Below are 11,633 nucleotides of genomic sequence, written 5' to 3'. Positions count from 1 at the left end.
CGACAATCGCGGAACAGGCTGTGCGCGTTGACCGACCACCCCTGCATCGGTGTTCGCCACGGAGCGCCAAGCTGTTGCTGTTCTGTTATCGTGCCGACGCTTTATACCGTAAGAACGGCATGGCAGAACCCCAGGAGAGGCACATACCCAGCTGATCGGCGTGTGGTGTAGCCGCCGGTGGTGCGGCTACACCGCCGCCAGTAGCGCCCGCACGCTCTCGTCCGCCAACCGTTCGGCTCGCTCCCGCGAGACCGCGGGTTCGACGTAGCCGACGTTGAAGGACAGTTCGCCGTGCGTGGCGTTGGCGGTGGCCATGATGAATCCGCTCACCGACATGCCGGAGACGAACTGCGCGCCCTCCAGATGCCAGGAGCCGATCTTGTCCGGGAACGGATAGCGACCAAGGTAGGTCATGCAAAGGTGGCCGGGACCTCGGGTGTCCATCAGCTGCACCGTGGACGCGCTGGCGCCCACCGACTTCGGCGCGGCGACCTTCATCAGGTTCATCGCCGCCAGGTGGTCACGGCGAGCCATCCGGTCGCCGTACTCTCGCTCGATTTCGGCGGCAATCTGCCACAGCGACACCCACGGTGCGAATTTCGCGGGAGTGGCGATCATGCCCTGATAGGTGCCGACCTCGGTATCGGCCACCGCACCGTCGAGGTGCGAGCGGAAGTTCACCGAACTGCCGACGGTGTAGTAGCGCTCCTTCGCGGTACCGGCCTCGCGGGCCGCCGCGATCAGCAGCGCCGCGGACAGCGCGGCCTGCAGGCCGACGCCGTGCCGCTGACACCCCGCGGTCAGTGCGTCGAGCTGGTCACCGACCAGGCCGCGATGCACCACCCTGCTGCGCCGCTGCGCGGGCGGGGCGAGCCTGGTCGGTTCCAGCCTGCCCGGCTTGCGCAGCTGCGACTTCTGGTCGCGCAGTAGCGATCCCACCGTGCGGCCGATACCGCCGACGCCATGGAAACGGGCCGGGAACAGGTCCTCCGGTCCCGGCCGCACCGGGGCGGGGTCGAAGGCGATGCTCTCCCCCGCGGCGACCTGCAGCACCTGCTTGGCCACCGTCATCGCGCTCTCGCCGTCACCGATGGAGTAGTGCAGGGTGATCACCAGATCGCCACCCGTACCGTCGGTGATCAGCACCGCGCGGGCCAGCGGACCGGTGTGCCAGTCGAAGGGCTCGCGCAGCTCGACGTCGTCGACCTCGGCCAACCACGCGTCGCTGTCGGCACTTTCGACGATGCGCAGCGGAATCTGCTTGCCTGCCAGTTCGACGAAGCGCGGCTCGGTGCCGTCGGGGTCGGCGGCCACCGCGACCCGCAGCAGCGGATGTCGGCGCTGCACCTCGTCGAGGCCGGCGCGCACCTGCTCCTCCGTGATCGCGCCGTTGACCCGCACGCGCGCCAGAATGTGCAGCGGGGCAAGCTGATCGGCGATCCAGTGCCAGCGCTCGATCGGCGAGAGTGGACGCGGCAGCTCGACGGTCGGCCCGTCCAGCGCCGGAAAGGACATGGGCTTGCCGAGCTCACGGAGGAAGAATTCGGTCGGCGCGTGCTTGAAGTAGGTGTTGCGCACCTTGACCAGCGTCGGATCGGTGGTCTGCTCGACCTTGCCGAGCGACCACGAGCCGTTGACGAACATCGCGGTCCGGTCGGCGCGCTGCTGCTCGTAACGGCGCAGTCCGGCAACGGGATCCAGTGAGGTCTTCAGCGCGTGCGCGAGCACCACCGCGTCCTCGATGGCGGAGTTGGCGCCCTGCCCGAGGCTCGGCAGCATCGGGTGCGCGGCATCGCCGAGCAGGGTGACCCGGCCGCGGCCCAGTTCCGCCAGCGGCGGGCGGTCCCAGGCGGGCACGGCGAGAATGTCCGCGTCGTCGGTCTGCTCGATGCAGGCCCTGACCTCCGGTGCCCAGTCGGCGTAGATCTTCAGCAGCTCTTCTTTGCCGCCTTGCCAATTCGCGGCTTCGTCACCCGGCATGGTCTGAGTGCCCCACCAGTACACCCGGCCGTGGCCGATGTCGGCGATGCCGAAACGCATACCGGTGCCCCAGTAATGGGCGGCGTATCCCTGCGGCACGGCGCGATGCTCGAACGGGATGCACGCCAGCCAGCAGACGAAATTGCCCGGCCGCGGCTCGGCATGGCCGTGCAGCTGGGTGCGCACCATGGAGCGGATGCCGTCGGCGCCGATCAGCAGATCCCCCTCGGCGACCCGGCCGTCGGCGAATTCGACCCGCACGTGATCACCGTCGTCGACGAAACGCGTTGCCTGCGCGCCCACATGGGTCGGCGTGTCGCCGATCGCGCGCAGCAGCGCGGCGTGCAGATCGCTGCGGTGCAGCGACAGGCTCGGCGCGCCGAGGCGGGCATCCTGGCGATGCACCGGCAGTACCCGCAGCGGGCTGCCGTCGGGATTGCGGAAGCTGAAGGTCTCCACCTTGGCCCCGCGGTCGAGCAGTTCCTCCTCGATACCGAGGCCGAGCGAGCGCAGCGCCATGATTCCGTTGGCCTGCACCGAAAGTCCGAAACCCTGTGCCCGCAACTCCGGCGCGCCCTCATAGAGCTCGACACCGAAACCCGCGTGACGCAGTGCGGCCGCTGTGGTGAGTCCCCCGATCCCCGCGCCCAGCACAACAACCTTGATCGGACTACTCATCGAACCTGCCATCTCGTCGAACCACTCGAAGGCACAGTGATGCTTCACAATCCGAAGCGGCCCAGCGAGCGCCGTTGCTCACCGGCCCGCCATGCCTCCTGAGCGGCGCTGTTCGACAACGGATCGCCGTCCTCGACCACGCAGGTCGGGCGGGACACCTGTGCCTGACCGCCCCGAAGCCTACCGTGCGTCCGGTGTTTGAAACGTGATTGGGTGAGATCGAGTGAGATTCACCGCAAATACCCCTCTCGAAAGGCGAGATCCGTTGGAGTGCGCGATAATTCACGCCTCCCACCGCCATAATTGGGCAGTCTTACAAATACGACGTGTCGTTGACCAACCGGACCGACGAGCCGCCGTCGGGGTAGAACTCGGCGATCGACAGCGACGCCAGGTCCAGATGCAGGCGGTACAGCAGCGACGGGCCGACACCGAGCGCGAGCTGCAGCAGGGTCTTGATCGGGGTCACATGGCTGACCACCACCACATTGGCGCCGGGATACAGCGCGACCAGATCCGCGCGCACCGTCGCGATCCGCTCGCGCACGGCATCGAAGCTCTCACCGCCCGGCGCGGGCACCGAGGGATCGCCGAGCCAGCGCGCGTGCAGTTCCGGATCGCGTTCGGCCGCCTCCAGGAAGGTCAGGCCCTCCCAGTCGCCGAAATCGGTTTCGATGAGCCCGTCCATGATCCGCACCGGCACGCCGAGCGCGGTGGCCGCGGCCTCGGCGGTAGCGCGGGCCCGCCCGAGCGGCGAGGAGACCACGGCGGCGATATCGCCTTTGGCCGCAAGCATTTTCGCGGCGCCCGCGGCCTGCCTGCGCCCCAGCTCGGTGAGCGGCGGATTGCCGCGGCCGGAGTAGCGGCGCTGCACCGACAGTTCGGTCTGGCCGTGGCGTAGCAGCAACAGACGCGTCGGGCGGCCGACCGCGCCGGTCCAGCCCGGTGCTGGTTCGGCGACGGCGGGCTCGACCGCCTCGACCTCCATGGCACGCAGTTCGGCGCCGAGCACCTCTTCGATCAGCGTCGCATCATCCATCGCCTCGTTGGCGAGGCGGTCCGCATGCGAATTCTGCTCGCGCGGAATCCAGGTGAAGCTCACCCGTTCGAAACCGGCGACCAGCCTGCGCGCCCGGTCGGCCAGCGGAATCATGGCCGGATGCTTGACCTTCCAGCGGCCCGACATCTGCTCGACCACCAGCTTGGAGTCCATCCGCACCGCGACCACGCGCGCGCCCAGCTCGGCCGCGGCTGCCAATCCCGCGATCAGGCCACGGTATTCGGCGACATTGTTGGTCTCGGTGCCGATGTACTCCTTGCGCTCGGCGAGCACCCGCGCGTGATCGGCGTCGAAGACGACCGCGCCGTAGCCCGCCGGACCCGGATTGCCACGCGAACCACCGTCGGCCTCGACGATCACCTCGCGCTCGGTCACCGGGCGACTCCCGTCACAGACCCGATTCCTTGGTGCGGACCAGCACCGCGCCGCACTCGGGACAGCGCACCACGACATCGGGCGCCGTCTTGGCGATCCGCGCGATCTCGCCGCGATCGAGCTCGATGCGGCAGGCGCCACAGCGCCTGGCCTGCAGCAGCGCCGCACCGACACCGTGCAGCCCGCGCTGCTTGTCGTAGATGCCGAGCAACTCGGCCGGGAACAGCGCGATCAGCCCGGACCGGTCGCTCTCGCAGCGGGTCTGCGCCACATCCAGATCGGCGATCGCCTCACCGCGCTTGTACTCGGCGGCGGCCAGCTCCTCCTCGGTCTTGGTCAGCAGCGCGCCCGCGTTGTCATAGTTGCCCGCGGAGGCCTCGCGGCGCTCCATCACCTCGAGCAGTTCGTCCTCCAACACCGAGCGGCGCCGCTCCAGGCTGGCGAGCTCGTGCTGGATCTCCGAAAGCTGTTTGGCGGCTACCGAACCGGAGGTGAGCATGCCACGGTCGCGGTCCTCGCGCTTGCGCACGGCGTCGATCTCACCCTCGAGCTTGCGGATATCGCGATCCAGATCGTCGAGCATGATCTGCACGGCCACCGCCGCGTCCTTGTGCGCGTTGCGCTGCGTCTCCAGCCGCGCCACCTCCTGCTGCTCGGGTAGCACGGTCCGCCGATGCGCGATACGCGTCAGTTCGGCGTCGACGGCGGCGAGCTGGAGCAGCTTGGCCTGGACAGGGGCTTCGACATTCAACGCGGACAAACTCCTGAACGCTATGGAAGGGTGGCCCTCAACCGTACTCCACTCCGGTCAGCGCCCCGCCTCCCTGGTTTTGATGGCGTCGCGCGATATATAGACGTCGTAGTCGCCGGGCATGGCGATCACCGCGTTGCCGTAGGCGGAGCGCACGAACGGCTGGGTGAACCACTTGCCCGCGCGCATATCGGTGAAGAAGTCCTGATCGTCACCATTGAGGAAGATCTGATTCTGCTTGGTCGCGACACCGTCGAGGCGCTGCCCGTACAGCCGCGACACCTTGTAGCCGGAGTGGAAGCCGAGCGCGTTCACCCACGGCTCCAGCTCGACGATATTGGCCTGCAGCACCCACATATCGCCCTCGACCTCGTAGGTCTTGCGCTGATCGGGGTGGTCGTCGTCACCGTAGAGGGTGAGGTCGACGGTGATTTTGTGCTCCTGCCCGGCCACCGGGGTTGCCACCACGTGCGCGGCCTTGATCTCACCGGTGAGTCCGAGGAAGGTCTGCATCAGCGTGGCCACCCACAGCAGCACCACCGCGGCCAGCAGCAGTACCAGCCCGCTCGCGCCGCGGCCGATCAGTACCCGCAGGCCGACCTTGCGCACCATGAACAGCGCCGACACCAGCAGCACCAGCGCGACCACGATGAGGAGAATCAGCCCGATCTGCACGAACCCGAACTCCACCGGGAAATTCATGCGGTAGTTGTACCCCGTCGCGTACCGCCCAGTCAGGCAACCCGCCAAGGAGATAGGCCGACAAATGCGACACGCGTGGAACACGCCGGAACGTTATGAAGGTGATCGGCGCGCCTCGGTCAGGTGGCGCTGACCGTCCACGGGTCGGTGCGCACGGTCGACACCCGCGTCTCCAGACCGGGCAGCCCGCGCCGGACCACGCCCTCCGCCTGTGCGCACCAAGGAAATTCGGTCGCCCAGTGGGCGGCGTCCACCAGCGCGGGACCGCCTTTGCGCAGCTGCTCGTCGACCGGGTGATGACGCAGATCCGCGGTGACGTAGGCGTCGACGTGCAGCCGCGCGACCGCGCCGAGATACGAATCACCCGAGCCGCCGCACACCGCGACCGTGTAGATGGTCCGGTCCGGATCGCCCGCGGCGCGCACGCCCCATGTGGTGCGCGGCAGTGCCGCGGCGACCCGAGCGGTGAACTCGCGCAACGACTCCGGCTCCGGCAGCACGCCGACCCTGCCGATACCGAGCGGCGAGGGCAGCAGCGCGCGTTCGCTGATGTGATAGGCCGGATCCTCGTACGGATGCGCGGCGCGCAGTGCCGCGAGCACCGCGGCGCGGGCGGCGGGCGGCGCGATCACCTCGAGGCGTTCCTCCTCGACGTGCTGCAGCTCACCGTGCGAGCCGACCGCCGGATTCGCCTCGGCCATCGGACGGAACTGGCCGACGGCGGGTACCCGAAGCGCGCAGTCGCGGTAGTCGCCGCTGCCGCCCGCGCCCGCGGCGAACATCGCGGCGAGCACGGCGTCGGAATGCGTGCTCGGCACCTGCACCACCCAGTTGTCCACGGCGGCTTCCGGTTTCGGATCGAGCGGGCCGGTGACGGTGAGGCCGAGCGCGGCGGCGAGCGCATCGGAGACGCCGGGATCGGCCGAGTCGGCATTGGTGTGCGCGGTGAACAGCGCGCACCCGGAGCGGATCAGCCGGTGTAGTAGCGCGCCCTTGGGGGTGTCCGCCGCGACGGTGTCGACACCGCGCAGCAGCAGCGGGTGATGGACCACCAATGCCTGGGCGCCCCAGGCGATCGCCTCGTCCACGACCGCCGCGGTGGCGTCGACCGCGAACAGCACCCTGGTCACCTCCTCGGCCGGATCACCGCAGACCAGGCCGACCGAATCCCAGGATTCGGCAAGCTTCGGCGGATAGGCGGCGTCGAGCACCCCGATGAGCTCAGCGAGCGTGGTCATCGCAACCTCCTGTATTCGGCTGTGTAAGAACAACTTTCGTGCGACCCGCTACGTCGCTGGGCAGCACCGGCGGCCGTGCGCCGGTTGGCCTCGCGCGCACGCAAGCGGATCGAGGACAGCACGCCGCACCCACGCGAGTGAGATCGCCGCGCCGGGTGGCTCCGGCGAGCGCCGGGGCGCACATATCGCGCCGAAACCGCGGCCGCCTCAGCACAATGCCGCCCGTATGGCCGCGATCAGCCGGTCGACCGCGTCGGCGCCGCGGACCGCCACGCGCAGATGGTTCGGCCCGAGCCCGGGGAAGGTGTCCGCGCGGCGGACCGCGATCCCCTGTTCGGCCAGATGTTTGCGCAGCAGCGCACCGTCCGGCACATGGAGCAGCAGGAACGGTCCGTCGGCCGGGGTGTGCACCTCGATACCGAGTGCGGTCAGCCGCTCGACCATCGACCGACGCTCGGCGGCAATCACTTTCGCATGCTGCTGCGCCTGTGCGACCGCGGCGGGCTCGGCGGTCGCGGTGATCGCCTCCACTTGCAGTGTGCCCAAAGGCCAATGCGCCCGGCCGTGGTTCAACCGCGCGAGCACCTCGGGCGCACCGAGCCAGTAGCCGCAGCGCAGCCCGGCCAGCGCCCACGTCTTGGTCAGGCTGCGCAGCACCAGCACATCCGGCGCGGCCGAACCGGCAAGGCCCGCCAGCGATTCCGGCTCGCCCGCCACCGCGTCGGCGAACGCCTCGTCCACCACGATGATCCGGCCCGGCCTGCGCAGCTCCAGAATCGTTGCGGCGCAATGCTGTACCGAGGTCGGGTTGGTCGGATTGCCGAGCACCACCAGATCCGCCGCCTCGGGCACCAGCGCCGGATCCAGCGCGTACGGCGGCTCGAGCACCACCCTGGCCACCTCGACGCCCGCCTCGCGCAGCGCGAGGTCCGGTTCGGTGAAACTCGGATGCAGCACCGCGGCCAGCGTCGGCGAGAGTCGCGGCAGCATCGCGAAACCCTCGGCGCCCCCCGCGAGCAGCAGCACCTCGTCCGGCGAACATCCGTGCCTGGCCGCCACCGCCGTGCGCGCGGCCAGTTCCTCTTCGGCGCTCGGATACCGCCCGAGCGTGTCCAGCCGGGCGGCCAGCCGTTCGCGCAGCCACGGCGGTGGCGCGTCGCCCTGGACGTTCACCGCGAAATCCAGCATGCCCGGGCGCGCGTCCACATCGCCGTGGTGGCGCAGTGTCGCGTGATCGATGCTGTCCTCGGGCACGAGAGCACACCCTACGTTGCGGTGATCGCGGCCAGAGCGCACCCGCCGTGGCGGGCGGGCGGGGCGACCGGCCAGAATGGCTGTCGTGGCCGATCTGCATGTGTCGTTCGTCTGTACCGGCAATATCTGCCGTTCCCCGATGGCGGAGAAGATCTTCGCCTCGCACCTCTACCGTGCCGGGCTGGCCAATCGGGTCCGCGTGAGCAGCGCGGGCACCACCGCGTGGCATGTCGGCGCGGCCGCCGACGAACGCACCGACGCGACGCTGCGCAAGTACGGCTATCCGACCGGGCACCGCGCCGCCGCGCTCGGCGCCGACCATCTCGATGCCGACCTGCTGATCGCGCTCGACCGCACGCATGAGCGCGCGCTCGCGCAACTCGGCGTGCCGAGCGAGCGGCGCAGCCTGCTGCGCGCGTTCGATCCCGACGCCGACGGTCCCGACGTCCCCGATCCGTACTACGGCGACATGGCCGACTTCGAACTGGTCCGCGAGCAGATCGAGGCCACCGTGCCCGGCCTGCTCGACTGGGTGCGCACCACGCTGGGCGCGCGGTCCGACGATCCGGTACTCGACGGGCACGCGTGATGCGCAGGCTGGCGTTCCTGCTGCGGCCGAGCTGGCTGATCCTCGCGGTGCTCGTCGCGGGCTTCGCCTACCTGTGCTTCTCGGTGCTCGCGCCGTGGCAGCTCGGCAAGAACACCTCGACCTCCCACCGCAACCAGCTCATCGCCGATTCGGTGCGCGCCGACCCGGTGCCGCTGAGCTCGCTGTTCGACGGCGGCAAGCCCGATGAGCACACCGAGTGGCGGCGCGTCACCGCCTCGGGCAGCTACCTGCCCGATTCGACGGTGCTGGTGCGGCTGCGTCACCTCGACGGCGCACCCGGCTATGCCGTGCTGTCGGCGTTCAAACTCGACGACGGGCGAATCGTGCTCGTCGACCGCGGCATGGTCGCGGCCGTCGACGGCGTCCGCCCGCCGCCGATCGCGGATCCGCCCGCGGGGACACAGCAGCTCACGGCGCGCGTGCGAATGTCGGAAGGGGTTACGCCCGGCAAGGACCCGTCGGTCCAGGACGGCTTCCGCCAGGTGTACTCGATCGACACCACCCAGGAAATGACCGTCCTGCAACTGCCGCTCACCCCGATCCCCACCGGCGAACGCGGCGGCTACCTCCAGCTCGACGAGGGCCAGCCGGGCGCCTTCAAACCGACCCCGCTCCCCCAGCTCGACGCGGGCCCCTACCTCTCCTACGGCCTCCAATGGCTCGCCTTCGGCATCATGGCCCCGCTCGGCCTCGGCTACTTCGTCTACGCCGAAATCCGCGAACGCCGCAAAGACAAGGCCGCCGCGACCGAACCGGCCCCCACCCCAACGGGAGCCCAACCCGAGGCCCCCGAAAAACCAGCAGCCACCACCGAGGCCCGCCTAGCCGACCGCTACGGCCGAAGCCACTAACCCACGCCCAGCACCGTCGACGCAATCCAGCTCCGTCGAGCGCAGTCGAATGGCCCTGCGACACACCGTAATCAGGGGCCATTCGACTGCACTCGACGTGCGGCGAGGCCCCGCACGCAGCTGAACCGCCTTCCAGCCCGCTCACCTGTCCGCAGGTTGCGTTGCCGAGCTGACGAGATCCGCGAGCGCAGTCGAATGGCCCTGCGACACACCGTAATCAGGGGCCATTCGACTGCGCTCGGCGTGCCGACCAGCGAGAAGCACGCTGGCTTGCGGCCCGCTTGCCGCGCTGACACGCGTGCGTTTGTGCGGCTAGCGGCAGAGGCGGGTGGCGAGGGGGCAGAGCCCGGAGATGGTCCATAACGCGGCGACCAGCGCGGCGGCGAGTTGTACGGCTTCCGACATGAGTACCGCGCGCCGCAGGTCGGCGACCGCGGGGATGGGGCCGTCGCCGAGGGTCGGGCGTAACTCGGTGCCGTAGCGGTATTGGGTGCGGCCGCCGAGGCGGACGCCGAGCGCGCCCGCCATCGATGCCTCGACCACACCGGCGTTGGGGCTCGGATGTTTCGCGGCGTCGCGACGCCAGGCCCGGATCGCGGCGGCGGGCCTGCCGCCGACGAGTGGCGCCAAGGCGGCCGTGAGTACGCCGGTGACCCGGGCGGGTATCAGATTCGCGAGGTCATCGATGCGCGCGGCGGCCCAGCCGAAGTTGCGGTAGCGGTCGTTGCGGTAGCCGATCATCGCGTCGAGCGTGTTGATCGCGCGGTAGCCGAGCAGGCCGGGCGGACCGGCCACCGCACCCCAGAACAGCGGGGCGACGGTCGCGTCGGAGGTGTTCTCGGCGATGGATTCCAGTGCGGCGCGGGCCAATCCGTCCGCGTCGAGCACCTCGGGATCGCGGCCGCACAGCGAGGGCAGCAGCGCACGGGCGGCGGCCAGGTCGTCGGCCTCGAGGTGCTCGGCCATCGACCGCCCGGCACGGGCCAGGCTGCGGCCGCCGAGCACGGTCCAGGTGGCCAGCGCGGTCAGCAGCACCGCACCGCGCGGGCCTGCCGAGCGCGCCAGCCCGAAACCCGCGCCGGTGACCGCGCCGACGAGCAGCGCCTCGTGCAGTACACCGGCGGTGCGCTCGTCGGCGTAGGTCATCGATTCGAGCGCGCTTGCCGCGGAGCCGAATCCGGCCACCGGATGCCAGCGGCGGGGATCACCGAGCGCGCGATCGAGCGCGAAGCCGAGCAGCAGTCCGGCGGCAGTCGAGGTCCCGGTAGGCACCGGGCGAGGGTAACGGGTGCGCGGCGCGCCACGCCATGGACCTGCCGAAAACCGCGGGCTCATCCCCTAACGAGACAGCGAGCCCGGCAGGTGTGTACCTGCCGGGCTCGGGTCAGCGCTGTCGGAGCGGTGGTGCGCTCAGAGCGTGATCGGGTCGCCGTAGACCGTGACCGCGTGATCGGCCGCGGCCGTCTTGACCGTCGCGGTGGCGAAGGAACGCATCGTCACCGGACCCATGCAGGCATCGACCTTGACCTCGACGCCTTCGGCCGTGATCGAGGCACGCGGCCCGGCAAGCGGTTTGGTGCCGAAGACGACGGAGGTGATGGTGCCGGGCTTCAGCGTGGTCTGGATGTTCGGCACGACCGCGGCCGAGGCGCCGATGGTCGGGCCGTCCTTGATCGACAGGTTGGCGTTCGGGCCGAACGAGAAGCCGAGGCCCATGGTGAGCCCGCTCGACACGTCGACCTGGCAGCCGAGCTGATAGCCGAAGCTGATGTCGCCCGCGTCGGCCTTGCCGCCCGCGAATTCGGCGATAGCGCGCAGCGAGACGAAGCCCTCGCGAGTGGTCGGCGTCGCGGCCAGGTTCGGGACGCGGTCGACGGTCTCCATGGTCTTGCTGACGGTCAGGCTCCCGCCGCCGTCGATGTCCGAGGTGCGCGTCTTGTCGGCGACGAAGTCGGCGCTCGCGGTGCCCGTGCCGAGCAGCAGGGCGGTCGTGACCAGTGCGGTGATGCCAACGGCCGCGGCTCCTCCGCGGCGAATTCCAGCCAGGTTCATCGGGTGTTCTTCCACTTTCTGATCGCTACGTTTCGCAGAACCCAGCTGCGGTCGTATGGGAGGTTCGTTGCATCAAGTGAAA

Annotated in this window: 10 protein-coding genes; 2 read left to right on the top strand and 8 right to left on the bottom strand. The window is 69.8% G+C overall.

The features are described from left to right. Window positions 1-186: 186 nt before the first annotated feature. The 6 genes from ACIG5A_RS13175 to cobC all read right to left on the bottom strand — a co-directional run bounded on the left by ACIG5A_RS13175 (window position 187) and on the right by cobC (window position 8,080). A complete protein-coding gene (locus ACIG5A_RS13175; RefSeq protein WP_397240391.1) occupies window positions 187-2,658 on the bottom strand; it encodes an FAD-dependent monooxygenase in 2,472 nt (823 codons plus the stop codon). Between the two features lie 313 nt (window positions 2,659-2,971). After that, window positions 2,972-4,093 (bottom strand): bifunctional RNase H/acid phosphatase, encoded by a 1,122-nt coding sequence (locus ACIG5A_RS13170; RefSeq protein WP_397240390.1) that lies wholly within the window; start codon window positions 4,091-4,093, stop codon window positions 2,972-2,974. A gap of 13 nt (window positions 4,094-4,106) precedes the next feature. Beyond that, complete coding sequence (locus tag ACIG5A_RS13165) at window positions 4,107-4,844, bottom strand: zinc ribbon domain-containing protein (RefSeq protein WP_397240619.1); 738 nt, start codon at window positions 4,842-4,844, stop codon at window positions 4,107-4,109. Window positions 4,845-4,901: 57 nt separating this feature from the next. Further along, a complete protein-coding gene (locus ACIG5A_RS13160; protein WP_397240389.1) occupies window positions 4,902-5,546 on the bottom strand; it encodes a hypothetical protein in 645 nt (214 codons plus the stop codon). A gap of 119 nt (window positions 5,547-5,665) precedes the next feature. Beyond that, window positions 5,666-6,784 carry a Nif3-like dinuclear metal center hexameric protein gene (locus tag ACIG5A_RS13155; protein ID WP_397240388.1) on the bottom strand — a complete coding sequence of 373 codons (1,119 nt, stop codon included), beginning with the start codon at window positions 6,782-6,784 and terminating at the stop codon, window positions 5,666-5,668. 207 nt (window positions 6,785-6,991) lie between these two features. Next, window positions 6,992-8,080, bottom strand: a complete 1,089-nt coding sequence (cobC, locus tag ACIG5A_RS13150; protein ID WP_397240387.1) for an Rv2231c family pyridoxal phosphate-dependent protein CobC — start codon at window positions 8,078-8,080, stop codon at window positions 6,992-6,994. A 34-nt stretch (window positions 8,081-8,114) separates the two neighbouring features. Here cobC and ACIG5A_RS13145 point away from each other — a divergent pair, with 34 nt between their 5' ends. Together ACIG5A_RS13145 and ACIG5A_RS13140 are read left to right on the top strand one after the other, a co-directional pair. Continuing rightward, window positions 8,115-8,627, top strand: coding sequence for a low molecular weight protein-tyrosine-phosphatase (locus tag ACIG5A_RS13145; RefSeq protein WP_397240386.1), 513 nt, complete (start codon window positions 8,115-8,117; stop codon window positions 8,625-8,627). Then, the gene (locus ACIG5A_RS13140; RefSeq protein WP_397240385.1) at window positions 8,627-9,499 is read left to right on the top strand and encodes an SURF1 family protein; all 873 of its coding nucleotides are present in this window, start codon (window positions 8,627-8,629) and stop codon (window positions 9,497-9,499) included. Before ACIG5A_RS13145 ends, ACIG5A_RS13140 begins: the two co-directional genes overlap by 1 nt. A 312-nt stretch (window positions 9,500-9,811) precedes the next feature. On the opposite strand, the gene ACIG5A_RS13135 is transcribed toward ACIG5A_RS13140, so the two are convergent. Beyond that, window positions 9,812-10,771 (bottom strand): cobalamin biosynthesis protein, encoded by a 960-nt coding sequence (locus ACIG5A_RS13135; RefSeq protein WP_397240384.1) that lies wholly within the window; start codon window positions 10,769-10,771, stop codon window positions 9,812-9,814. A gap of 138 nt (window positions 10,772-10,909) precedes the next feature. Next, window positions 10,910-11,551, bottom strand: a complete 642-nt coding sequence (locus ACIG5A_RS13130; protein ID WP_397240383.1) for an MspA family porin — start codon at window positions 11,549-11,551, stop codon at window positions 10,910-10,912. Between the last annotated feature and the right edge of the window lie 82 nt (window positions 11,552-11,633).

This window comes from Nocardia sp. NPDC052566, from assembly GCF_044547285.1.
GTDB lineage: Bacteria > Actinomycetota > Actinomycetes > Mycobacteriales > Mycobacteriaceae > Nocardia.
The sequence above is the reverse complement of the archived record's forward strand: the minus strand, read 5'-3'. Positions and strand labels throughout refer to the sequence as shown.

What these genes read in the sequence shown, in the direction of transcription:
- ACIG5A_RS13175 (WP_397240391.1), bottom strand. Translation starts at nt 2,658, where the DNA reads ATGAGTAGTCCGATCAAGGTTGTTGTGCTGGGCGCGGGGATCGGGGGA.
- ACIG5A_RS13160 (WP_397240389.1), bottom strand. Translation starts at nt 5,546, where the DNA reads ATGAATTTCCCGGTGGAGTTCGGGTTCGTGCAGATCGGGCTGATTCTC.
- ACIG5A_RS13155 (WP_397240388.1), bottom strand. Translation starts at nt 6,784, where the DNA reads ATGACCACGCTCGCTGAGCTCATCGGGGTGCTCGACGCCGCCTATCCG.
- ACIG5A_RS13145 (WP_397240386.1), top strand. Translation starts at nt 8,115, where the DNA reads ATGGCTGTCGTGGCCGATCTGCATGTGTCGTTCGTCTGTACCGGCAAT.
- ACIG5A_RS13140 (WP_397240385.1), top strand. Translation starts at nt 8,627, where the DNA reads ATGCGCAGGCTGGCGTTCCTGCTGCGGCCGAGCTGGCTGATCCTCGCG.
- ACIG5A_RS13130 (WP_397240383.1), bottom strand. Translation starts at nt 11,551, where the DNA reads ATGAACCTGGCTGGAATTCGCCGCGGAGGAGCCGCGGCCGTTGGCATC.